Here is a 24,315-nt window from a genome sequence, read left to right as displayed (position 1 = left end):
TTTACATTTTTATTGTATGGTCTGATCTTTGCCAAGAGATGCACGCTTGGTATGCCTTTTCAATCTCTTTCGCATGTTCCCCTTCCGCATATCCTTCTACATACGTATCTTTTTGATCCTTTATTTGTTCCATTGCTTTTACAGCCATTTCTTCCTGTAAGCGACTGAGATGATCTGTGTAATGAGTGATAAGGCTTTCTTCTTCATTTCTCACCCAAGCCTCTGTGATTTTCGTGAGTTTCATCCGTACAGCTTCGATGAAGGCCGCTTTTCCTTTCTGTTCAAAAAACTGCTTCGGTGATTTGACTTCTTTTTGTTCCTGCTCGAAGGCGCGTTCATCTAAATCCGGTTCAACCTCCATCAGCTGTATACTGTTGGAATGCTGATCACCCGCATAAATGGAAAAATAACCGTCTTTATTTAATGTTTTTTGAAAGCTTTCCAGCCATTCTTCGGCAATATGCCGCTCGATGAAACCGCTCATGCGAACATCAAGCGTTTTAATTTCCTGAACATATTCAAACTGATATTCATGTAAGGCGGTTTTCATCGCCTTAGCGACGTTCTTTTTCCAATCTCCATTCTGAAGCCCGGGATGAAATGTCGATTTTAATAGATCATTGGCAAAAAAGGATAATCGCTGTGTAATGTGATAAAGCTGCTCTTTGGTGTCTTTTTTTACTTTCTCAATGATGGTTTCCGAGTTCCTCCGTTTCTCGATCTCAGCTGCAGTCCGCTCAAATGACAGCATAAGGCGCTGTTTCTGCGCTTCCTTTTTTTCCTTGGATTGATGCTGGGACTGGTGAAGCTGGAAAACAGTTTCGCATAATTTGTCTGCTTCCGAACTGAGCTGTGCAGCTGACGTTTTTTTCACATCAACTTCGATAAACCAGTCTAAATGTTTTCTGACGTTTGGGAACTGGTTATAAAATGATTCCGGTTTTCCGAGCAGTTCCTCCTTGCTTGATACGGTAAAGAGCTGCGGATCATGAATCCCTTCTTTTACAAGCTCTGCGCTGACATAATCGGTCACTGTTTCAAGCTCTGTTTTATCTTTCGCAAGGTCTGCTGCATTAATAATGAAAAACATTTTATCCATACTGAGCGATTCTTTTACCAGTCCAAGTTTTCGCAAAAATGAACGGTCTCCTTTCGAGAAGGAGTGTTGATAATAGGTCATATAAAAAAATGCATCGGCATCTTTAATATATTGGAACGCCAGCTCTGTATGCCGTTTATTCATGCTGCTTGCGCCGGGCGTATCAACGATTGTAATCCCTTTTTCAGTGAGCGGGCACGTATAATAAACCGTTACCTCTTTCACAGCGCAGGCCGTTGTCTCCTCTGCCACATACGGCTTTAATTCAGACAGCGGAACCGTTAACTTCTTTTGTTCCTGTATATATGGCTGATACTGTTCGTAGGCAAGCAAGAAGTGATTGATCAATTTGATGTGTTCTTCCTGCAGACGGCTTTTTTTGGCTGCCTTTTCCCACTTCTCTGTAAAAGAACTGCCTGTTGGCTCTTTTTGTATTCCGGTAAGCTGCAAAATGTCTGACGTTATGTCAGCCTCCGTCTTAAAGACCACATCCGCTGTTTTATTGATGTTGCCATTGGTTGGTTTTGTGATTTTGTTAATTGTGGCTGTGGTTGGCGTTGGTGAGGACGGAAGCACCCTTTCGCCGACAAGCGCATTTGCAAATGATGATTTCCCAGAGCTGAATCCTCCAAAAAGCGCAAGTGTAAATTTCTGTTCCTCAAGCCTTTTAATCCTTTCCCGAAAGTCTGAGTTTTGCTTTGACAGCATGCTAATTTCACCTAAAAGGTCAGACAATATGTGAAAGCGTTTGATCTGGTCATGAAGCGGCAGTTCTTGCTCCATTATTTCTGGTTTTACATTTCGCTGCCGTGTCTGTTGACTTTGGTTTCGTTTCTGTTCCGGAGCCGCCACTGTTTTTTTCTTCGTTTTAAACCAGTCGGTGTTTATGTGCATTGGACATGCGGATTCCTCTTCCCAAATGGCCCGCATGCGATCGGCTTTCTCGCGGGCATTATTCTCTAAACGGGCCTGTTCTTGAAGAATGGCAAGTTTTTCTGATTCATGAATGAGCCGGTCATTGATCGTTTCCAAGTCTTTAGAAACACTCTCTTTCACCATCGCAGTAAGCGCCTTTATGATGTCTGCCGCTTCTCTTTTCGCTTCTTTGCGGATGAGCTCTGCCAAATCTTTTGTATATTGCAATACATATTCAGAAGAAAAAGCTGCACCATGCTTAACCGCGCGTTCTATGATGTCAGCTTCCAGCGGCGTGCAATAGGCCTGTATCAGCTTTTCACTTTCAGCTGTATGAACATGAAATGCCTTGGCGAGTTGATGGAACGTGTCTATTATGTGCCAATCCGCTTCGGCCTCTGTTCGTTTTGACACATCAGAGAAAAAAACATTTCTTCTTCTATCTCTTTCCTGTGCAGTTTTTGCTTTCGAAAAGAAAAAACCGGTTTTAAAGGAAGGCTCTCGTGATTCTAAAAATGCAGCTGCGAGTTCACGCATTTCAAAAGGCGTCAGGTTGGCGTTCTTTAAAATGCGGTTGACTTCTTCCAGCATCCTGTTTTCTGCCTCGGGCGCTTGCTTTGCCGTCTCATCCAATTGATCACGCAGCGATTGGACCAGTTCAGCTTGTGTGTTAAGCTGTTCAGTAAAGCTGGGACCATCTGTTTCGTCTTTTAAAAGCATCTCCGTATGTTCGTTCAGCAGATTGCGGACTTTTTGTTCTGTTAAAGGCTGGAGGTTGCTTTTTGATTGCTGTTCTATTCTTTTTAATTCTTCTCTCAGAGCCCCAATCTGATTGAACGGATGGTTTGGTTCTGTCACTGACGTAAAATAGAGCGCGTCCTTTGAAATGCCTTCATTGCAAAGCATCTCCTCTACCTGCGCTTTATAATCTTCAAAACGCGTTTCCGCCTCATCATGGCGGTCAATTTGATTTACGATAAAATACACATTGGGAATGCTTTCTCTTATCGACCTGAGAAACTTTACATTTTCCTCAGCGTGCACGTGATTATAGTGAACGACGTAAAACAGCGCATCCGCCTGATGGAGAATAGACGCCGCCGACAGAAAATGCGCATCATCTGTTGAGTCAATCCCAGGGGTATCAATATACGCAACCCCGGCATCGATGTCAGTATATCGATCAAAAATTTCAACGCTTTCAATCTGCTCCCCATCTTTGCAATATTGCTGCACCTTGTCTTTCCGATAAGCCCCCTCCAGCTCAGCACATGCTCCGTCTGTTGTATGAAGCCGCACACGCTTTTCCCCGTTTCTGATCACAACAAGGTTAGCGCTTGTCGGAATCGGGCTTGTGGGCAATATATTCTCCATTAACAAGCAGTTCAGCAGTGAGGATTTACCTGCCGAATAGTGCCCGGTAAACGCGATATAAACCTCTTCATCAGCCGCTTTGTTCATGACCGCAGCCAGTTTAGCAGCTCTTTGTTCATCTTGATTCTCGATAAATCGCTTATAAAGTTCCCCAGTTTTGTGCAAAAGCTCTTCTCTGTTATATTCTGTCATAATTCTGAACCCCTTTGTGCCATTTCACTTGTGAATCTTTCGAAAGATCTGAATACATTCCCTTTCATTTTACACAAAAATGAGCCGAATTTCTTTAAGAGAATAGAAAAAAGCCGCCATTACGGCAGCTTCTATAAAAGAAAATCTGCAACTTTGACAAGTTCCAGATTCATTAAACAGATCTATTAGAGATTCCTTTTAATACAAAACCAATTAATACACTATATGTACAAACCGCCCCAAGCAAAAACAGCATTGTCATTTGCTTCACCATCCTGATTGAGAATCTTTTTCAAATTCATTCTAACACGGGTGAGAATGATTTTCAATCTCTATTTTATACTGAATTCCTCTAATGCTTTGTCTTCTGCACGAATTCTGACGGTTAACAACACGGCATTAACAATGGAAAACAGACACATGGTGACGTACGCTTGATACAGCAGCGGAATCAATAAAATTTCTAGTAAAACAACGGTATAGTTGGGATGCTTCATCCATTTGTAAGGGCCTTTTTTTACAAGCTCAGCACCTGGAACGACAAGGATTTTCGTATTCCAATATGCTCCTAAGGAACAAAGGGCCCAATACCGTACTGCCTGCACGCTTAAAATAGCCGCAGCGATACCGATCCACCAGCTTGACGGCTGTTTGTTCATCAGCAGCACTTCTGCAGTTAAAGACAGGAAAAAAAGGATATGCATGATGATGATATACGGATAGTGGCTCTCACCGAATTCGATCGCCCCTTGTTTCTTTACCTTTTGTTCATTTTGTCTGGCTACAGCCATTTCAGCTGCTCTTTGAGTAATGAGAATAGCGATCAACAACCAAAACATGAGTCAAGCCCCCTTTTCCCAGCTGAATAACAGCAGCTCTGATGAAAATCCCGGCCCTAATGCGCCAATCAGTCCCCGTTCTGCTTCGTTTTTATGCCCGTTCAACAGATGCTCTTTAATCACATACAATATTGTGGCTGAAGACATATTTCCGTGCTTTTGCAATACGCTTTGCGCAGATAAAAGCTTTTCTGCTGACAGTTCAAGACTTTCGATGTATGCATCAATCACCTTTTTTCCGCCAGGATGTGCTAAAAAAACACTGATATCACTGAATAAAAGCTGATGTTTGTCCAAAAAAATTTGCACATTTGTTTTGAGCCACTTTTCCACCAAAGTCGGAATATCTCTTGAGAAAATGACTTTGAAACCTCGATCAGTAAAGTCCCAGCCCATGACATCTTCTGATTGTTTCATCAAAACGGATTGGGAATCCGTTATCCTCGGCACCAGTTTTAGTTTCGACATCGTGCGGTCCGCCTTCTCTCCGCATAATAATGCTGACGCAATGCCGTCCCCAAAAAGTGAGGTGCCGATCAGATTGCTTTTCGTTTTATCTTCCGGCTGGAATGTCAGGCTGCACAGCTCAGCAGCAATGACAAGCACAAAAGCCTCAGGATACGCTTTGCAGTATTCGGCTGCGCGCGCTAGTCCGCTGGCTCCTCCTGCACAGCCGAGACCCCAGAGCGGAATTCGCTTCGTATATGGAGAAAACGGAAGTTCATTCATGAGCCGCGCCTCGATGCTCGGTGTGGAAAGACCCGTGCTGGAGACGAAAAAAACAGCATCCACCTTCTCATAAGGAATGGCGCCTTGAATAAATGCAGGATGGGAGAGGCACTCTCTCACCGCTTCTCTGCTGTGCTTAAGTGTTTCTTCTATGTATATTTGATTTTTTTCTTCGAAGCTGTGGCCTTCTTTATACCATTCAATCGTCTTGACAAATTGTCTCGATTGAATTTGCCCGTTTTTAAAGGAGGTTAACAGCCGGTCAATATCTTTAAAGGAATGCTGAAACATGTAGCGGGCGAACTCAGCCGCTTTCTCTTGGTTTACATCGTACGCAGGAAGACTTGTTCCGACGGATAAAATAAACGCCATGTGATCACCTCTTTGCATACATTGTGCCGCAACGATCTTTTTTATATGCAAAAAACTCCGCCGCGGCGGAGTTTAGACTGCTGTTTTTTGTTCAGTGATATCAGCTTTTTGTTCTGTTTTTTTGGCTTTAGAAAATACGTTATATATAATATTCAAGATTACTGCAGTAAAGCTGCCGGCGACAATGCCGTTTGTTGTAAGAAGCGTTAAGGCACTCGGAAGCTGTTTAAAAATATCCGGCACAACGGTCACACCAAGACCCAGACCCACTGAGCAGGCAACAATCAGCAGATTTTCTTGTTTTGCAAAATCAATGCGGCTGAGCATTTTGATTCCGTAAGCGATCACCATTCCAAACATCGCCACCATTGCCCCGCCCAGAACAGCAGATGGAATGATGGTCGTGAAAGCAGCGATCTTCGGAAACAGCCCGAATGCCATTAAGATCACACCCGTGACAACAATTACGGCATTTTTCTTGATTCCTGTAAGCTGCACAAGTCCGACATTTTGAGAGAACGCCGTGTAAGGAAAAGCGTTAAAAATACCGCCCAGCAGCACAGCCAGTCCTTCAGCGCGATAGCCTTTAGACAAATCTTTCTCTGTCAGACTGCGGTTCGTCAAGTCACCTAAGGCAAAGTAAACACCAGTTGATTCTACAAGGCTGACAATCGCCACGATGGTCATCGTAATGATAGGCGCTGTGTGAAAAGACGGCGCTCCGAAGTAAAACGGCTGAATCATTTGAACAACTGCCGCGTCCGATACGTTATCGAATTGAACTTTTCCCATAAAATAAGCGATGAAAGTCCCGATCAAAATACCGATCAAAATCGAGATGGATTTGATAAAGCCTTTCGTAAAACGGTATAAAAGCACAATGACACCCAAAACGATAAAGGCGAGTGCAAGATTGGAAAGATCTCCGAAATCTGCACTTCCTTCTCCCCCGGCCATGTTATTCATGGCTACCGGCATAAGGGTAATACCGATAATCGTAACAACTGAGCCTGTCACGACCGGCGGAAAAAACGATACCAGCTTTCCGAAGAAAAATGAAATCAGAATGACAAGAATACCTGAAGCGATAATACTTCCGTAAACCGCGGAAACCCCGTATTCAGATCCAATTGCAATCATCGGCGATACAGCCGTAAATGTACAGCCAAGCACAACCGGAAGCCCGATTCCGAAAAATCGGTTCCTCCACACTTGCAAAAGTGTAGCCACACCGCACATAAAAATATCAATCGATACTAAGTAGGTCAACTGTTCAACAGTCAGCCCCATTGCTTTTCCGACAATCAGCGGAACAACAATGGCACCGGCATACATGGCGAGCACATGCTGTATTCCTAAAGACAGCGTTTTGCCGAATCCGTTTTTCATGAATGAACCTCCTGTACGAAGGACACTTTTCCTTCTTCTAAAGATTGAATTCTTGCCAAAGATTCCACTCTGTAGCCAAGGTTCACTAGTTCTACTCTCCCTGGTTGAAATGATTTTTCAATGACAATGCCAAGCCCCCCAATAGAAGCTCCCGCCTGCTTCACAATCGACACGAGCCCGTGCGCCGCTTGTCCATTTGCCAGAAAATCATCGATAATCAGCACATGATCCTGATCCGACAGGTGGGTTCCTGACACTGCGATTTGGCTTTCTGTTTGCTTCGTAAAGGAATAAACAGACGCTGTCAGCAAGTGATCAGTGAGTGTTAAAGATTGATGCTTTCTGGCGAAGACAACCGGCACACCCAGCTGCAAGCCCGTCATCACAGCGGGAGCGATTCCGGATGACTCGATTGTCACAATTTTAGTAATACCGTCTTTTGCAAATCTCGCTGCAAATTCGTCACCGATTTTCTGCATAAGCAGCGGGTCAATTTGGTGATTCAAAAAAGAATCCACTTTCAATACTTGATCAGATAATACGACGCCTTCTTCCTCTATTTTCCGTTTCAGTGCTTCCATCCTGTCTTACCTCCGTTATGAGAATAAAAAAAGCATTGCCCGCTCAAAAAAAGAGCAAGCAATGCTGATATAACAAAAAACCGTACACATGCGGTCTCATTGCTCACTCATAGTCGGACATTTATGGTGCCCGGTAGAAACTTGCGTGCCATATCCACGCGATTATATGAGTGTTCCTATGATATTGTCATAAATTATATCAAGATTCTAATCTCTTGCATAGACAAAAAAGCGAAATTCCCGAACTTTATTTTTATTTTCTATTTAATCATTCGTCTTTTAAGTTTTTTGATCGTAAAAAGCCTGACGGCCACGCCGCCAGGCTTTTAATTACGACAGATAGAGATTTGAATATTTGTTTGACAAATAGTCAATCAAATAGCGTACATTCAATTCTTCCCCAGTTGCATCTTTAATAATCTCTAACGGCTTTTTCCGTTTTCCGTGAATGTGCACCTTTTCCGTCAGCCATTGTTTAATCGGATGGAATTCCCCTCTTTCCAAAAGGGTGTCAAATTCAGGAAGATCCTCAAGCATTTTTTGTTTCAGCTGGGCCGCATACATGTAGCCGAGCGCATAGGATGGGAAGTAGCCAAAATCTCCTCCTGCCCAATGGACATCCTGTAAAATCCCCTCTGCGTCCGTCTGCGGTGTAATCCCTAAATAATCTTGGTATTTTTGATTCCAAAGCGATGGCAGTTCTTCCACAGACACTTCATTGCTGAAAATCGCTTTTTCAATTTCATAACGGATGATAATATGAAGAGGATACGTCAATTCATCCGCTTCAACCCTGATGAATGAAGGCTTTGATTCGTTGATTGCCCGGACAAAATCATCCAGAGAAATGTCCTTGAACTGTTCAGGTGATGCTTCTTGAATCTTCTTGTAGTACGGTGTCCAAAAATGCTTGTTTCGGCCAATAAAATTCTCGTAAAATAATGATTGAGATTCATGGATTCCCATTGATGCGCCATCTGACAAGTTCGTGCCGCTCAGTGCTTCGTCAATATTTTGCTCGTATATGGCGTGACCGCACTCATGAATGGTGCCAAAGATCGCCGTACGGAAATCTTTTTCATCATATCTCGTCGTGACCCGGACATCTCCGCGGTTCATCGTGGTCGCAAACGGATGAACCGTTTCATCAAGCCGTCCCCCATCAAAATCGTAGCCAAGCTCCTGCAAAAAATACAAGCTGAGCTCTTTTTGCTTTTCTTTAGGGAACGCTTTTGTAATAAAGCTTGTATCCGGTTTATTTCCGGAAGCTGTCACTTGTTTAACAAGCGGAATGATCGCTTCTTTGAGCTCAGCAAACAGCTGATCAAGCACCTTTACCGTGACACCCGGCTCAAACAAATCAAGCAATGCATCATAAGGATGCTCTTGATAACCCCAATATGTAATAAAATGTTTATTGAATTCAATCAGCTGTTCTAAATAAGGGGAAAATAAGCTGAAATCAGATTTTCCTTTCGCTTCTTCCCACGCGGTTTCTGCCTTTGAACACAGAATGACGTATTCCTTGTATTCAGCCTCAGGGATTTTTTTATTCTCTTCATACTCTTTGTTCGCCAGCTCCACTGCCTTTTTCGTATCTTCAGACAAGTCATCAAATCGTTCATACAGGGCATCGATAAGCGCCTTCATCCGATCTGATGTCTGGATATTAAATATATCTGTTGAAAGCTGGCCGATACTTTCGGCACGGTCTTCTGAACCGTTTTTGGGCGCACCTGTTCTGGAGTCCCAGTGCATTAACGCAACTGCTTCGCTGTAGTGTGAGATTCTTTTTAGAAGATCAAAAAATTCCTTTTCATATGTATGTATCTCCATATCCATTCCCTCCCTATTCTAGCCGTTCCATTACAGGCTAATGGAAGGGTGTATGAAAGTCAAATTGTTTGGATAAGAGGCTGCCGGTATTCTTGGCGGCAGCCTTCTTTATTCAGTTGATCGTCATTTGATTTTTTGGAGGCGGTGTTTTCCGCTTTTTTTTATTGATTTTTTTATCCACCCACACTGTTGCCAGCGGGGTTAGCAGTGAGGTGACAATCACGCTTGTCGCTATGATTGCAGTTGCTGATTCGGCAACTGGCGCAAACGAAGAGTTGGCTTCCGCTAATGCGTACGGCACGGCCACTGCCGCACCCGCCGTAGAAGAAGCGGCCACGCCCGCGACACCGTCTCCCCGCGCGACAAAACGATCAAGCAAAAACAAGGAGCTGCCCGATAAAATGACGACCGAAACACCGATAAATATCCCAAGCAGTCCTGATTGGATCAGCATTCCAAAATTCAAGGTATTGCCGAGCGAAAAAGCAAAAAACGGGATAATTGCCGGCACAACCTTGCTGAATAAGTCTCTGAGATCATGATCAAGATTTCCAAGTATACAGCCGAGTAAAAACGGGATGACCGTCGCTGCCAGCGTTTCCCACGGGAATGCCGCAAGCCCCGTTACACCAAACGTCACCATGGTCATAAAAGGCCCTGATTCTGTACTGATAAACGCGAAAGCCCCCGCATCCTCTTTTCTTCCCAAATGGTTCATGAGCGCCAAATACAGGCCGCCGTTCGTTTCATTCATCACCGCAACAATTGCTAAAACAGAAAGACCTGCAAAAAAACCGGATTGTATGCCATTATCAGGAATAAATTGTGCTGCGATCACGCCGAGAAGCGCCGCAAATCCGATCTTCCCCAATAATAATGTGATTCCTTTCCTTGCGATATAGCCTGAAGAATGAAAATCAATCGTCGCCCCTACACAAAAGATAAAAACACCCAGTATCGGCAGCGTTCCGGTAATCAAAGCACCCGTAAACCCTCCAAAGAACTCCGCTGTTCCAGGCGCAAACGTATTGAGTGCCGCTCCCAGAAAAAGCGGAATAATCATCATGCCTCCAGGTACCCGTTCAATTGTCGCTTTGATTTTCATATGTGGATTCTCCCATCTCCGGTTATGAAAAAACAATACCCTTACACTTGGAAAACAGCCTGCAAATCCTCTTTTGAACAGCTGTCCAGCTGGCTGCCGACACCAACGGCGCCTGCTCCGGCCTTGAGCCAATCCGGCACTTCAGACGGATGTATCCCGCCTGTCGGAATAAAGGTCACCTGCGGGAAAGGGCCTGCTAAATTTTTCATAAACGGGATGCCAAACACACCGCTTGGGAACAGCTTTAATGTAGTAAAACCACATGTCAGCGCTTCCATAATTTCGCTTGGTGTCAATACACCGGGGATATAATATGTCTTCAAAAACGAAAGATGTTCAGCGAGGTCAGGTGAAAAACCCGGACTGACAATAAATTGCGCACCAGCCTCGGCAGCTTCTCCCGCTTGCTGCGCAGTGATGACTGTGCCCGCGCCGATTAAGATATCTTCTCTATTACGGAATGATTCGATAATTTCCGATGCCCCGGGCGTCGTATAAGTCACTTCAACTGCACGAACCCCTTTATCTAGTAAGCTCTCAATCTGCTGACAGGCCTCCTGTTTATCTTTGGATCGAATGACTGCAATCAGCCTTGCTTCATTCAGACGGTTTTCAACGTTTTTGGATTCCATATTAATAATCCCCTTTCTTTTGGTAAACCGTTCTTTGAGCAGATAAAAACGCAGCTAATTTCTCCCTGGTCGGCAGGCCGTCCATATCCCCCGGTGCCTGCACTTGCAAAGCGCCAATCGCATTTCCTCTTTGAACCGCATCCTTGTACGACAAACCGTCAAGGATGCCGCTAATCACACCGACTGCAAATCCGTCTCCGGCACCGACCGTATCAACCACCTGTTCAACCCGGAAGCCTTCTACAAACCCTTCACTTTCCCTTGTTTTAAAGTAAGCGCCTTCTTTCCCGAGTTTAATAGCAACAAAGCTGACACCTTTTTTCAGATAATAATCAGCAATACCTTCAGGTGTTTTTTCTCCGGTCAACAGCTCCCCCTCTGCGACCCCCGGGAAAAACCAATCTGCAAGCCTCGCCAGATCATTGATCGTCTGGGCCATCGTTGCTTGATCAGGCCAAAGCGAAGGCCTTAAATTGGGATCTAACGATACCGTTTTCCCAGCATGTTTCAAATCCTTCATCACGTGGTAGGAAAAGTCTTTCATTTCAGCAGATAAGGCTGGGGGAATACCTGTCACATGCAAATGGCCCGCGCATTGAAAATAATCTCTCGGATATTCAGCAGACGTTAGTGTGCTTGCAGCTGAGTGTTTCCTGTAATAGGAAACTTGCGGATCGCCTTCTTTCACTTTTGACTTCAGCAGCAGGCCGGTGGGATTTCCGTCCTGCGAGCGGATTACGCGGGACACATCCACTCCCTCTTTTTTAAGCTCCTGTAAAATAAATGTTCCGAGCTGATCATTGCCGACCTTGCTCATCCATCCCACCTGAAATCCAAGTCTGGCCAGGCCGCAAGCGACATTGCTTTCTGCTCCGGCCAGCCCTTTAGAAAAAGTGGATACTTCATGAAGGCCTCCGTACTCATTTGCATAAAACATGGCCATCGATTCCCCAAATGTCACCGCATCAAGCTTCATCTCTCCCAACCTCCTCTTCAGTTGAGGGCATCTAGGATTAAAGTGACTGTCTCATGATGACTTCCGCCTCTAATTCAATGGTTTGAGGCGCTCCCTTGTCACCTTCAATCCTTTTTAATACACGTTCCATCGCCGTCCTGCCCATATCATGTGACGGCTGGGCAATCGTTGTAATGCCCGGACCGATCAGTTTATACCATTCCGTATCATCGAACCCTGCAATCCCTATATCTTGAGGGATGAGCAGGCCGAGCTCTTCCATACAGCTGATGATTTTCAGCATAATTAGGCCGTTCAAGGCCAGAATCGCTTTTTTTTGCTCCGGCATTTCCTTGTGAAAAGAAAGAAGCGCCGCCTTAAGCTGCTCCTTGTTTTTTACGTCAATTTCATACATTCTGACAAGCCCGTTCGCATTTTGAGCCGAAGCCATTTCCTGGTACACAGCTGCTCTTTCTGCACGAGGGCTGATAGATGAAATCGGTTCGCTAAACAGTGCGACATCAGTGTATCCTTTGCTGTAAATCTTCTGAAGTATCTCTTTTGTGATCCTTCTATTGTCAGTTGTTACCGTATCCAGTTTCAGATCCGGAAGTTTCCGGTCAATTAATATCGTGGGAATTTGCTGTTCTGCAAAGGTGTGCAGTACATCCTTGTTTTCTCCCGTTGCGTTTAAAATCAGCCCTTCAACCGAATGGGCTTCAAGCTTTAGGAGCATTTCCCGCTCTTTTTCAGGACTGTTATCTGTGTTGCACACCATAATACTGTAGCCATATTGATCACAAATCTCTTCGACTCCTCTGAAAGCCGCGACTGAGAAAGGATTTGTAATGTCAGCTACAACAAATCCGATTAATTTGCTTTTTTTTATTTTTAAACCTTGTGCCATTTTACTTGGCCGATAATTCAATTCTGCGATTGCCTTTTTAATGCTTTTCACTTTTTCAGGAGAAATCGCATCAATTTTTCCGTTGATATAACGGGAAACTGTCGATTTCGAAACTCCTGCACATTCTGCTACATCTTTGATCGTCGTATGGCTTGTTGTTTTCTTTTTCATTCAAGTGCTCCTGTATCATCTTATATTTGAAACCGATCCCAAAACCGTTACAACACAAGAATACCATATTTTTAAAATTCGAAAAGAGTTTTTTCAAAAATGTGCCTATTAATAATTTTAACATTGACTCTTTTCACTATTTATCCTAAAATTTTCTTTGAAACCGTTACCAAAATGTTTTCATTCAAGTGGTGCCGAAATCTTAACTAAGGGGGAAACACAATGGAAAATCGTTATTCTGTACACCCTGAACAAGTAAAGCGCTTTACAACTGAGGAGCTGCGCAGTCATTTTTTAATGGAACCTTTATTTAAGGAAAACAAACTTTCAATGTATTACTCACATGAAGACCGAGTTGTCATCGGCGGCGCGGCTCCGGGACAAAGTGAACTGAAGCTTGATGCCGGAGATTTCCTTAAAACAGACTTCTTTTTGGAACGGCGTGAAATCGGGATTATTAATGTTGGCCAGCCTGGCGCTGTCAGGGTTGGTGATGATGAATATGCGCTTCAAACAAAGGATTTTCTTTATATCGGAATGGGCAATCAGGATGTAACGTTTACAAACCTGAACGGAGGCAAAGCTAAGTTTTACTTCGTCTCCGCTTGTGCTCATCAAAGCTATCCGACACAAAAAGCCGCTCTTTCCGAACTGACACCGGACCGCCTTGGCGATGAGGCAGCCTCTAATGTCAGAAGCCTGTACAAAGTCATTCATCAAGAAGGCATTAAAAGTTGTCAGCTAATGATGGGAATTACGATGCTAGATCAAAACAACAACTGGAATACCATGCCGGCTCACGTCCATGACCGCCGGATGGAGGCTTACCTTTACCTTGATCTTGAGAAAGATTCAAAGGTGTTTCACTTCATGGGCCAGCCGAATGAAACGCGCCATCTTGTTGTCGGAAATGACCAGGCTGTCCTTTCTCCTGCCTGGTCTATTCACTCTGGCGCAGGAACTTCGAACTACAGCTTTGTGTGGGCGATGGCTGGAGAAAATTACACATTTACGGACATGGATGCCGTCCCGATGGATGGGCTGAAATAAGATGAGTTATCTACATGATACCTTTTCATTAGAAGGAAAAACAGCGCTGGTGACAGGCCCGGGAACAGGAATCGGTCAAGGAATTGCCAAAGCGCTGGCGGGGGCTGGCGCCGATATTATCGGCACATCACATAAAAGCAGCCTGACTGAAACACAACAGCTTGTGGAACAGGAAGGCCGTACCTTTACATCTTTTACATTGGACATGAGCAAGCCGGAAGCAATAAAGGATTCTGCAGCTGAACTGTTTGAAAGCCGCCAAATCGACATCCTTATCAATAATGCCGGCATTATTCACCGGGAAAAAGCAGAACATTTCGCAGAAGAGAACTGGCATCACGTACTGAATGTCAATCTAAACAGCTTGTTTATTCTGACACAGCTGGCAGGCAGACACATGCTGAACAGAGGTTATGGAAAGGTTATTAACATCGCCTCCCTTCTGTCTTTTCAAGGCGGTATTCTCGTTCCCGCATATACAGCGAGCAAACACGCGGTTGCCGGTTTGACTAAATCATTTGCTAATGAGTGGGCAGCGTCCGGTGTTCAGGTCAACGCCATCGCCCCTGGTTATATTTCTACCGCCAATACACAGCCTATACGCGATGATGAAAAACGAAATGAGGACATTTTAAAGAGAATCCCCGCCGGCCGCTGGGGCAAAGCGGATGATATCGGCGGGACAGCAGTCTTTCTGGCATCCCGCGCTTCAGATTATGTAAATGGGCATATTTTAGCCACTGACGGCGGTTGGCTGGCCCGCTGACAAAATAAAAAAGCTGACGAATACGATCGTCAGCTTTTTTCTATTACATCATTTTCGGTTCAACAGGCAAGACCTTTTTGACTTCATCAATGATGCGTTCATTTTCTCCGCCGGCGTAAATGTGGATCGAGCCGCTGTCTTGATTCGAACGGATCAGACGCCCGATGCCCTGCCGCACGCGTAATAACATATATGGCAGATCAACTTCTTCAAACGGATCTTTTTTTGCCCCGTTGCGTTTCGCTGTAAATACAGGATCATGAGGCGGGAATGGCAATGACCAAATGGTCACATTTTTTAATGCGTCACCGGGAATATCAAGTCCTTCCCATAAGTGAACCGAACATAGTACGGTTTCCTCTTTCTCTTGGAATTTCTCCACTAAGCCGCTGATTTCCTCATCGCCTTCAAAGTAAATCGGATACGGCAGCTCCCAAGCCGCTGACAGCTGCTTAAACTCGTTTAATTCCTCAAAAGAAGGGAAAAGCATCAGCGTTCTGCCTTTATAACGCTTGATCGTTTCAATCGTTTCAGCCGTTTTTTGTTCGGAAGTCATATCTGTTTTCGCATATAGATTAACGGTCATTTGCTCGTCATAATCATATGGAGAATCAACAGTTAACGACAAATAATCATGAATCCCGAGGCTGTCGGCAATATAATCAAACGATCCGCCTTCTGACAGCGTAGCAGAAGAAAAGATATGAGGAATTTTCTTGGAAAACACTTTTTCACCCAGCACTTCTGCTACCGTTCTCGGCATGACAACAAAAGTTGATTCTTCTTCTTTTTTCTCCAGCCAGCTGATCGCATCCTTTTGATATAGGGATAATGAATACGCCATTTGTTCTACATATTCTTCCACAACTGACAATTCGTATTGATCAATTGTGTACATCTCAGACTCAAACACGAGAGCCTCACCGATTTTATCGAGCAAACGGCAAAGCTCGTCCGCCGCCTTTTTGACACGCTGGTCATTTTTTATTTCTAAACGGTGTGAACCGGCTACTTCTTTAGCTTCTTCAGAAAGAACATAGAAAAATTCGTCGTTTGCAGCAAGGGCATCTTCAATCAGTTCGGCAAACTCTTCTCTGATGTCATTTTGAAGCAAGCGCTCTAAAAACAATTCAAGAGTAGACTGCTTCACTCTGTAGGTTAACGCTTTTTGTGCGGCAAACTCTAACAAATGCCCTTCGTCAAATACAACCGCGCTATGATCAGGCAAGAGTGGCAGCTGTCCCTCTCGTTTACGGGATTCTTCCGTCCACACATGCTCCATATAAAAATCATGGGAACAAACGATCAAGTCTGTTGACTTGCGGTAGTGATCTCTGGAAAGCGTCAAACCGCATCTGTGCCTCATATCACAAGTCAGACAATCCTGAAACGAATCATAGCTTACTTCAGACCATTCTTCATTTGACAGATTGGCATACTGCTTACGGTCGCCATACGGATAAAAGCGCTGCATCGCCTGTGATTCATGAACAAATGACGGTAACGACTCATAAAGATCCAGCCATCTATCATCATCAGAGCGTTGCATTGTTTTTTCCAGTTTCTTTAAGCATAAATATTGCTCATGTGATTTTGACAGTCTTGTATCAATTTTCAGATCCAAATGCTCAGCCAACTTCGAAATATCGCCCTCTTTTTTCACTAGCTGTTCGATTAATGTTTCATCAGCACAAGCGATAATGGCGGGTTTGCCGACATATCTTGCATAGCTGATCGCAAAAAGAAGATAAACCAGTGTTTTCCCCGTTCCCACTCCAGCTTCGGCAAACATGACTTTTTTCTCTTTAAACGCTCGCTCCAGCTGAAAAGCCATAAATACTTGCTCATCCCGAAGATCAAACCCTTTTTCGGGAAGGATATCGTAAAACACGTCACCAATCCAATTGTTCAATTCTTCATAAAAATTCTTTGTTTTCGTTAAAGAAAAAGGCAAACGTGATGTTGTCACCTAGTTCCAACCCCCAACTATTCGACATTCAGACCATCAATAATATCATTTCCCACTGATGAATACAATAAAAAAACCTGGCATTGCCAAGTTTTTTTACAGCTTACTTTCGATTGATCACATGCGAAGATAAAAAAGGATGGTCTGTTGAATAAATATGTTCCACCGCTTTTTCTAAATCGATTTGCGCATGGGAAATCACGGACGGAGACAAATCAACTCCGAGCTCGTTCAGCTCGTTTGCTGTTGCGTCAAGCGCCCTTTGAATAAGATTAAAATGTTCACTGTTCAGCATGAGATCACCTCTGATGGAAATAATCATCATTGTATGCGAACTTTTCATTTTATATACATGCTTCCCGCATGTTATCACCGAAACATGCGCAAACTACAATTGATATTCCGGTATCCGGATTATCCGTCTTATCAACAATATTCTATCAGGGAGTGATGTTGACATGAGTTATAGAAATCGATTAGATCAGCATTCTGAGCTGTTTCATCACAATTGGACGCGGCCTAAACGTTCTAAGTCTCAAGTAAACGGTCACACTGAAATGTCCCAAACCAACATTATATTGAGAAGCAACGCGAAAGCGCACCGTTGGTAACGATAGAATATAGCTGAAAGACGAAAGAAGACGCATGCAAAGCGTCTTCTTTTTATTCGTTTTCTGTTTTCGTGCGCTGCGGTCTTACTTTTGACCAGTATTGATAATAATCCGTTTTAATAAATCCGTTAAAGAGCTTTCGTTTCTTCGTCGCTTTTCTGCCGTATGCTTCCTCAAAATCCTCATTTGATGTCAGCATATACACAGACCAGCTATCAAGCGGTTCGAATGCCTGTCCCATTTCTTTGTACATCTGCTCAACAGCTTTTTTCTCGCCGAGACGCTCTCCGTATGGCGGGTTTCCGACAATTACCCCAAACTCCAGATTTGTCGTGAAGTCTTTGACCTGCATCTGCTTAAATTCGATTAAATCTCCCAAGCCTGCTTCTTCTGCATTCTCTTTTGCGATTTGAACCATGCGGTGGTCTATGTCGCTTCCGAAAATCGTAAGCGGCTGGTCATAGTTCGCTTTTTCTTCAACTTCAAGGCGCGCTTTGTCCCACTGCTCTTTACCGATCCATTCCCAATCCTCCGAGACAAAATCACGGTTAAAACCCGGGGCGATGTTTTGGCCGATTAACGCGGCTTCAATCGCGATCGTTCCAGAACCGCAGAAAGGATCAACAAACGGACGGTCCGGGGTCCAATTTGTTAGTTGAACTAAAGCGGCAGCAAGTGTTTCTTTAATCGGCGCGCCGCCCTGATCGACACGGTATCCTCGTTTGTGGAGGCCTGTCCCTGAGGAATCGAGCGTTATAACCGCCTGATCTTTCAATAAAGAAATTTCAACCTTATACTCGGCACCTGTTTCTTCAATCCAGTCATTGGCTTTGCCGGACTGAAGCTTGAGCTTTTCGACAATTGCTTTTTTGACGATCCGCTGACAGTCAGGAACGCTTGCAAGTGTCGATTTCACTGATTTCCCAATGACAGGGAATTTCCCGTTTTCAGGTATAAATGAGCGCCAGTTAATCGCTTTCGTTTTTTCAAACAGTTCATCAAATGTTTTCGCTTTAAAAGAAGCAACCTGAACCTTTATGCGGTCGGCTGTTCTAAGCCAAAGGTTTGCACGGCAAATGGCAAGCGCATCACCTTCAAAAATAATTTTTCCGTTATCAACCTTGCATTCGTATCCTAAGTCTCGTACTTCCTTTGCGACAACAGCTTCAATGCCCATCGGCGCCGTTGCAATTAGTGTATACTTCTTCATCGTATCACCCTGTCTTTTAAAACTTTTCTCTTTTCAAGATAAAAGCTCTCCTTATACGGGAGAGCTTGTTTTCATCATTTTAAATGTAAGTGGTCTAACGTTCTGTAAGCCATGTTTTGTTTCCGTCGTACTGCAAGCGGCTCATCACCTCGTACTCAGGCGGCAATCATCTATCTACAGAAAGTATTCTGTCCTTCTCTCCGTTGAATTCCGTTAAGAAGGTTCCCCTACCAAAATTTGGGTTTCTCGCTCGAGGGGTTTACCGCGTTCCACTCTCACCATTTCTAGTGAGACTTCGTCACTGTGGCACTTTCAAGGATACTCAGCCATATCCAAAGGACGTAGGCTTTTTTCCTGCCGTCAGCCTATCAAGGCTGCCCTAGCTTATGACTTCGCTAGGCACGAACACTACGGGCATCTCAGCACCGTGCGAGCATGGACTTTCCTCTACAGATTCAAGATCTGCAGCGATTACCCGAACGTTAAGAACATGAATTATTATATAACAACTGATTGCAATTTACAAGTGCCATTTTTTTCAAGCACGATCAATCATAAAGCTTGCTGCCAAAAACGTGTTTTTCTAAGTTAGACAGCCGTTTTAAAATATCAAAGTTCGTTGTGTTAGATTGCACCGGCTGTTTTTTGCTGGCTTCTTCAAGCTGTTTTTTCAGCTGCAGATTTTCCTGCTGCAGTTCTTCAATTTCTTGATGGAAGGTTTCATAATCCTTAATAATCATATCTAAAAATTTGTCAACGTCTTCTTGCTTGTAGCCTCTAACGCCTGTTTTAAATTCTTTTTCCAAAATTTCTTTCGCAGAAAGCTTTACTTTATCAGCAAGCATCTTTTTCACCTCGTATCGTGAATCATCAACTATATTTTTTCAGAAATCTGTACGGTTGTCAAATTTCTCTTTCTTTGTTATGAGTAGCTGTCTTCCTCTACTGTCACTCTCAAGTCATCCATTGTAATAAAGTAAATGGGGTAGCCGTCCTGTTCGCGTCGCTTTTCCGCTGTCTCAAGCATATACTTTGGAGAGCCTTCCATTTCCGAATCATATAAAAGCATAAGCGCATCTGATTTCTCAATGAAGAACTGATTTTTTTGTTTAAACTGAAGCGGGCTTTCATATGGCCTGTGAGTCAGGCTTTCTTCATAGTCAGCCTGTGCCAGAACAGCTTCATAAAGCTCTTTATTAGGTTCTTTCCAGTTCTTTTCCTGATCGTAAAAAGGGGTAATCACAGCTACCTTTAAATCAGGGTATTCCTCCTGCAGATCATAGGCAGCTTCAGCCGCCCAGAGTTCGGCTCCGAGCTGGCCCGAAATTAAAATCCATTCCAGTCCTTCATCTAAAAAAGCAATCAGCCGGTTCTTAATGGCTTTTTTTATGTAATACAACGCTTTGTCATCTTGTTTAAAAATCCCGAGTTCAAATGGCTTGTATCCTGTTACTGCCAATACTTTCATTATTTCACCTGCTTTAAAAAATGGGGCTCCCCATTGGGCCCCATTTTGATGTGCTGTTGTTTCAACCATCAAGCTGCACGTTTCCATACTAGTCGAAGAAAGGTCTTCTCGCTTGAAAATGTTGATGCGTAGCCGTATCAACGTTTGAGAAAGTGTGTGGAAAGTAGTGAACGTGCTGAAAATGCTGGTGATTTACGTTTGTTGTGTGCTGTGGGTGAATATGCGGCACGATAGTATTTGAAAACGTATGGTTTTCACAGCAATGAGTAGGATGGACAATCGGCGCCATCATGTGCGGTCTGCAGTGATGCATGATTAAATCCCCTTTCCATAAACTTTATTACAATACTAAGTTATGAAAAATAGGGGGTACATGTTCTGATGCAATGACCTATTTTAAAAGTGTGCAATTAAGCTGTCTTTAAAGTTTGAAAATACGAAAGCAATCAAAAAAACAACGACAAAGAACAAATAAAAAACACCCTTATACATACCAACTCTCCCTTTAAAAATAACTAACGTCATTTTACAGGATTCGCCGGTATTCTACAACAAAATCGATGTGAATCCAGCAAAAAAAATTCTTGGCGAAAGAAGTCGTCTTTTGCGCTTTCCCGGGGAATATTCAAGAGGAATATTTCCTCTTCAGCCGCGCAATTCTTACATGCAGATTTTCAACTTCTTTTTCTGATAAAAACGCCTCATCGCTAAGTAATTGTTCTGCTATACGCAGGGCTTTTCCGAACTCTTTTTTCTTATGCTCAAAAAATTTCGCAAGCTCTATCACAGCGGTGTATCTGCACTTCTGATTTTGGGAACGGGACAGCTTTTCCCAAAGCGGCACTGCCTCCTCCAACCGGTTTTGTTTTTTGTACAGTAGTGATAAATCCAGCCGGGCCCTATCCTGACCCTCAAACGGCTTTTCTTTAAGCCTTTCCAGCTGTTTGACCGCTTGATCCGTTTCTTTATGGGCCATAAACCATTTCGCCATCGCATAAGCTTCACTGTGCTCTTTTGGCGCATGTGATTCAGAGAGAATTTTTTTAGACATATGAATGTACAATGAAATGAGCGATAGCACATCCATTTCATTATGATGCAGAACACCTTTTAGAAGATCCGGCTCTTGCGCCTTGATAAAATGAAAGTAAAGCATTGGCGCCAAGTAGCCCGGTGTATCTTCTTGCCTGCGGATGCCGAGCTCCTCTTTTTCAACCGTGCCAAGCGATACGCGGTCCATTTTGTGTTTCCACAAGCGTCTTGCTCCGTGCAGCAGGTCAAAGTGGCCGAACTCCGGGAGATTCGGAAGTCTGTCGCGGATCAATGTGTGCCTTGTTTTCACCTGCGGCCAATCAAAGGCTTTACCGTTGTAGGTCACGAGTGATGTAATGTCAACCTCGCTTAAAAAGCTTTGATACAAGGCGACTTCATTTCCCGGCTTGGGCAAAAGATGCTGTTTGACTGACACTCGGTCTTCATATACTCTCGCATGCCCAAGCAAAAAAATGGTATTTCCGGCGCCGCCTCCAAGACCGGTTGTTTCCGTATCAAAGAAAAAGAGACTGTTTTTGTTATACCCTTTTGCTGACAAAGTATGCGCCAGGCAGCTTTGATTCCACAATGCAATCACTTCATCAAGTTCAGAAAAACGGTATAACCCATGCCGGTGAGAAAGCGGATATTCTACTTCTCTAATGAGGCAGTACTCATCTTCGAAGAAAAAAGGCTTCATACCAAAAGCCTCCCACTCTTCTAAAAATGGAATCTCAGCATGGTTCTCAATGAGTTTGTTTTCTTGTTCGCCTTTTTCTATTTTATATTCCCCTTCATCAAGCACCATATGCTTTTTCATTCGCTGGAGTTTCCCTTTTAATGACATATCTGACCTCCCTCCTTACGACATTTGATCCAGCAGCTGCAAAATTCTTTCCTTTGCTTTTATCCCTTCTATTTCGGTACCTATACAAGACGGACAGCCGTCATGACAAGGACATTGTTTAATAAGCTGTTTCGCCGCTTCGTTTATGTCTGAAAAACGTTTGTAGACTTCCTCCGCCAAACCAATACCGCCCGGATAATGATCGTACAAAAAGATGGTCGGCAATCCGGTATGGGCCGCTTTAATTTGAGAAACGACATGCACATCGTTTCGATCACACATGATATACACAGGGACAATATGCTGCAGCACATTCGAGATGCCAAGAAGGAGCTGTTCCAGCGTCTTTTCCCCGATATCTTCGTCTGCTGTTTTGATTTCGAGCCAAGCTGCACTTGTATGCAGCTCTTCTTCCGGCAAATGAATAGGGCCTGAGCCAATATTTTCAAAGGTGGTCATTTTAATTTTTTTAAAAATGGTCGGCAGGGCATTGACAGTGACGTCACCATAGTGCAATGACATACTGCTTTTTTCGTTCGTTTTATCAACTTCTAATACTTTCAGCTGAACTGCCAGGTTGGCATCCGTGTAATACTCGACATCGACGTTTCTGACATAAGCCTTTTTATGGTCCCAATCAAGCTTCTCTACTTGATATTGCACCCCTTCATGCAAATAAATCGCTTCATCATGCAAAAGCGTCATCGCGCTAAAACGATCCATTTCACCGATAATCCGCACATTTGCAATATCTGACTGATCAACAATGACGACATTTTCTTGTGAAGCGGAACGTAAACTGATATTTGATGCGGGGAACGATTCACTTGCCCAATGATACCGTTCGCCGTTGCGGTGAAGAACGGCCTCTTCCTGAAGGTACTCAAGAATATCACTTACATCCATCGGCCCAAACTCTTCATCAGCTCTAAAAGGAAGCTCATAAGCCGCACACTTTAAATGGTCTACTAAAATAATCAAATTCTCCGGATTGATTCTTGCAGATTCCGGCGAACGGTTAAAGAAGTATTCGGGGTGCCGCACAATATATTGGTCAATCGGCGTTGAATTGGCGACCATGATAATCAAAGACTCACCGTGCCTTCTGCCGGCTCGTCCCGCCTGCTGCCATGCACTTGCCACACTTCCAGGATAACCCGTCATCACACACACTTGCAGCTGGCCGATATCAACACCAAGCTCTAAGGCATTCGTACTGACCACTCCTAAAATCTCGCCTTCTCTCAGACCTCTTTCGATTTCTCTCCGCTCTTTTGGAAGATAGCCTCCCCGATAGCCTCTGATTGACTTTGTCCCAATCTCTTTTTTCACAAGCTCCTGAATATGGCTTAAAATAATTTCCACCCGGACTCTGCTTCTGGCAAAAACAATGGTCTGCACTTTGTTTTTCAGGAACTCTTTCGCCAGTTCATTCACTTCTGCTGTTGCGCTTTTTCTAATATTCAGCGGTTTGTTCACAATTGGCGGATTATAAAACACAAAGTGTTTCCGTCCGCTCGGGGCTCCGTTGTCATCAACCAGCCGCATCGGTTTTCCCGTCAGCTGCTCCCCCAATTCCTGCGGGTTGGCAATCGTTGCGGAAGTACAAATAAAAACCGGATCACTTCCGTAAAACCGGCAGATTCGCTTCAGCCGCCGGATCACATTCGCCACATGGCTCCCGAACACACCGCGATACGTATGAAGCTCGTCGATGACGATATACTTAAGGTTTTCAAACAAACTGACCCATTTCGTATGATGCGGAAGAATGGCAGAATGAAGCATATCGGGGTTTGTAATGACAATATGGCCTGCTTTTCTCACCTTTTGCCTAATTGCCGGAGACGTATCCCCGTCATATGTAAAGCTTTTAATATCAATGCCCATTTCATCAATGATTTCATTTAGCTCGCTCTTTTGGTCTTGCGCCAGCGCCTTAGTCGGAAATAAATATAGCGCCCGATTTGTTTCGTCGCGGGCGATGGACTGCAACACTGGGAGGTTATAGCATAATGTTTTTCCTGATGCGGTTGGCGTTACGGTAACGATGCTTTCTCCTTTTTGCACATATTGAAAAGCGGAATATTGGTGGGTATATAGTTCATTAATGCCCCTTTTCGAAAGGGCTGCTTTTATTCTTTCATCTATACTTTCAGGCATCGGCCTTGTTCTTGCTTCACGAGGCTCAATTTCATGCCAATTCACAACGTTTTCATTTCCTTTTAACTCAGAAATGAGCTCAGTCAGTGATTTCCTTTTCATT

The 24,315-nt window shown here is 43.9% G+C and carries 23 protein-coding genes, 1 other RNA gene and 1 riboswitch; of the genes, 3 read left to right on the top strand and 21 right to left on the bottom strand.

Annotated elements, in window-relative coordinates:
• Position 1: 1 nt before the first annotated feature.
• The 11 genes from JMN17_RS03840 to kdgR all read right to left on the bottom strand — a co-directional run bounded on the left by JMN17_RS03840 (position 2) and on the right by kdgR (position 13,096).
• On the bottom strand, positions 2-3,580 hold the full coding sequence (locus tag JMN17_RS03840) for a dynamin family protein (RefSeq protein ID WP_202327445.1): 3,579 nt from the start codon (positions 3,578-3,580) through the stop codon (positions 2-4).
• 172 nt (positions 3,581-3,752) lie between these two features.
• Complete coding sequence (gene fbpC / locus JMN17_RS03835; RefSeq protein WP_141113371.1) at positions 3,753-3,842, bottom strand: Fur-regulated basic protein FbpC; 90 nt, start codon at positions 3,840-3,842, stop codon at positions 3,753-3,755.
• Between the two features lie 70 nt (positions 3,843-3,912).
• Entirely contained in the window at positions 3,913-4,419 is a 507-nt protein-coding gene (locus JMN17_RS03830) for an isoprenylcysteine carboxyl methyltransferase family protein (RefSeq protein ID WP_202327436.1), read from the bottom strand.
• Between the two features lie 3 nt (positions 4,420-4,422).
• A complete protein-coding gene (locus JMN17_RS03825; protein WP_242519852.1) occupies positions 4,423-5,520 on the bottom strand; it encodes a type III polyketide synthase in 1,098 nt (365 codons plus the stop codon).
• Positions 5,521-5,592: 72 nt separating this feature from the next.
• The gene (pbuX, locus tag JMN17_RS03820) at positions 5,593-6,909 is read right to left on the bottom strand and encodes a xanthine permease PbuX (protein ID WP_087990486.1); all 1,317 of its coding nucleotides are present in this window, start codon (positions 6,907-6,909) and stop codon (positions 5,593-5,595) included.
• Entirely contained in the window at positions 6,906-7,490 is a 585-nt protein-coding gene (xpt, locus tag JMN17_RS03815) for a xanthine phosphoribosyltransferase (protein ID WP_087990487.1), read from the bottom strand. The genes pbuX and xpt overlap by 4 nt, the downstream gene beginning before the upstream one ends.
• Before the next feature lie 90 nt (positions 7,491-7,580).
• Positions 7,581-7,680: riboswitch (purine riboswitch) on the bottom strand.
• Positions 7,681-7,820: 140 nt separating this feature from the next.
• A complete protein-coding gene (ypwA, locus tag JMN17_RS03810; protein WP_087990488.1) occupies positions 7,821-9,326 on the bottom strand; it encodes a carboxypeptidase in 1,506 nt (501 codons plus the stop codon).
• A gap of 112 nt (positions 9,327-9,438) precedes the next feature.
• Positions 9,439-10,431, bottom strand: coding sequence for a 2-keto-3-deoxygluconate transporter (kdgT, locus tag JMN17_RS03805; RefSeq protein ID WP_202327435.1), 993 nt, complete (start codon positions 10,429-10,431; stop codon positions 9,439-9,441).
• A gap of 41 nt (positions 10,432-10,472) precedes the next feature.
• Positions 10,473-11,063: a bifunctional 4-hydroxy-2-oxoglutarate aldolase/2-dehydro-3-deoxy-phosphogluconate aldolase gene (eda, locus tag JMN17_RS03800; RefSeq protein ID WP_202327433.1), complete on the bottom strand. Its 591-nt coding sequence runs from the start codon at positions 11,061-11,063 to the stop codon at positions 10,473-10,475.
• A gap of 1 nt (position 11,064) precedes the next feature.
• Positions 11,065-12,039 (bottom strand): 2-dehydro-3-deoxygluconokinase, encoded by a 975-nt coding sequence (gene kdgK / locus JMN17_RS03795; RefSeq protein ID WP_087990491.1) that lies wholly within the window; start codon positions 12,037-12,039, stop codon positions 11,065-11,067.
• 37 nt (positions 12,040-12,076) lie between these two features.
• On the bottom strand, positions 12,077-13,096 hold the full coding sequence (gene kdgR / locus JMN17_RS03790) for a pectin utilization transcriptional regulator KdgR (RefSeq protein ID WP_087990492.1): 1,020 nt from the start codon (positions 13,094-13,096) through the stop codon (positions 12,077-12,079).
• Positions 13,097-13,318: 222 nt separating this feature from the next.
• Between kdgR and kduI the strand changes: the two genes are divergently transcribed.
• Together kduI and kduD are read left to right on the top strand one after the other, a co-directional pair.
• The gene (kduI, locus tag JMN17_RS03785) at positions 13,319-14,146 is read left to right on the top strand and encodes a 5-dehydro-4-deoxy-D-glucuronate isomerase (protein ID WP_087990493.1); all 828 of its coding nucleotides are present in this window, start codon (positions 13,319-13,321) and stop codon (positions 14,144-14,146) included.
• 1 nt (position 14,147) lies between these two features.
• Positions 14,148-14,912, top strand: coding sequence for a 2-dehydro-3-deoxy-D-gluconate 5-dehydrogenase KduD (gene kduD / locus JMN17_RS03780; RefSeq protein WP_087990494.1), 765 nt, complete (start codon positions 14,148-14,150; stop codon positions 14,910-14,912).
• A 43-nt stretch (positions 14,913-14,955) separates the two neighbouring features.
• Here the strand turns inward: kduD and JMN17_RS03775 are convergent, their stop codons facing one another.
• Together JMN17_RS03775 and JMN17_RS03770 are read right to left on the bottom strand one after the other, a co-directional pair.
• Entirely contained in the window at positions 14,956-16,881 is a 1,926-nt protein-coding gene (locus JMN17_RS03775; protein ID WP_087990495.1) for an ATP-dependent DNA helicase, read from the bottom strand.
• A gap of 103 nt (positions 16,882-16,984) precedes the next feature.
• The gene (locus JMN17_RS03770) at positions 16,985-17,176 is read right to left on the bottom strand and encodes a hypothetical protein (protein ID WP_087990800.1); all 192 of its coding nucleotides are present in this window, start codon (positions 17,174-17,176) and stop codon (positions 16,985-16,987) included.
• 163 nt (positions 17,177-17,339) lie between these two features.
• Here JMN17_RS03770 and JMN17_RS03765 point away from each other — a divergent pair, with 163 nt between their 5' ends.
• On the top strand, positions 17,340-17,492 hold the full coding sequence (locus JMN17_RS03765) for a YpzG family protein (RefSeq protein WP_010327933.1): 153 nt from the start codon (positions 17,340-17,342) through the stop codon (positions 17,490-17,492).
• 52 nt (positions 17,493-17,544) lie between these two features.
• Here JMN17_RS03765 and JMN17_RS03760 read toward each other — a convergent pair whose 3' ends face one another.
• The 8 genes from JMN17_RS03760 to mrfA form a co-directional block, all read right to left on the bottom strand.
• Positions 17,545-18,702 (bottom strand): THUMP domain-containing class I SAM-dependent RNA methyltransferase, encoded by a 1,158-nt coding sequence (locus JMN17_RS03760; RefSeq protein WP_087990496.1) that lies wholly within the window; start codon positions 18,700-18,702, stop codon positions 17,545-17,547.
• A gap of 100 nt (positions 18,703-18,802) precedes the next feature.
• Positions 18,803-19,185: RNase P RNA component class B (gene rnpB, locus JMN17_RS03755), an RNA gene on the bottom strand.
• Positions 19,186-19,250: 65 nt separating this feature from the next.
• A complete protein-coding gene (gene gpsB / locus JMN17_RS03750; RefSeq protein WP_003225629.1) occupies positions 19,251-19,547 on the bottom strand; it encodes a cell division regulator GpsB in 297 nt (98 codons plus the stop codon).
• Between the two features lie 77 nt (positions 19,548-19,624).
• A complete protein-coding gene (locus JMN17_RS03745) occupies positions 19,625-20,170 on the bottom strand; it encodes a DUF1273 domain-containing protein (RefSeq protein ID WP_087990801.1) in 546 nt (181 codons plus the stop codon).
• Between the two features lie 88 nt (positions 20,171-20,258).
• Positions 20,259-20,483, bottom strand: a complete 225-nt coding sequence (cotD, locus tag JMN17_RS03740) for a spore coat protein CotD (protein ID WP_087990497.1) — start codon at positions 20,481-20,483, stop codon at positions 20,259-20,261.
• An 83-nt stretch (positions 20,484-20,566) separates the two neighbouring features.
• On the bottom strand, positions 20,567-20,695 hold the full coding sequence (locus JMN17_RS03735) for a hypothetical protein (RefSeq protein WP_003230707.1): 129 nt from the start codon (positions 20,693-20,695) through the stop codon (positions 20,567-20,569).
• Between the two features lie 100 nt (positions 20,696-20,795).
• Positions 20,796-22,049, bottom strand: a complete 1,254-nt coding sequence (locus tag JMN17_RS03730) for a ribonuclease H-like domain-containing protein (protein ID WP_087990498.1) — start codon at positions 22,047-22,049, stop codon at positions 20,796-20,798.
• Between the two features lie 15 nt (positions 22,050-22,064).
• The gene (mrfA, locus tag JMN17_RS03725; protein WP_202327431.1) at positions 22,065-24,314 is read right to left on the bottom strand and encodes an ATP-dependent helicase MrfA; all 2,250 of its coding nucleotides are present in this window, start codon (positions 24,312-24,314) and stop codon (positions 22,065-22,067) included.
• Position 24,315 lies beyond the last annotated feature (1 nt).

The sequence above is a fragment of the Bacillus sp. RHFS10 genome (assembly GCF_016757475.1).
GTDB lineage: Bacteria > Bacillota > Bacilli > Bacillales > Bacillaceae > Bacillus > Bacillus subtilis_G.
The sequence above is the reverse complement of the archived record's forward strand: the minus strand, read 5'-3'. Positions and strand labels throughout refer to the sequence as shown.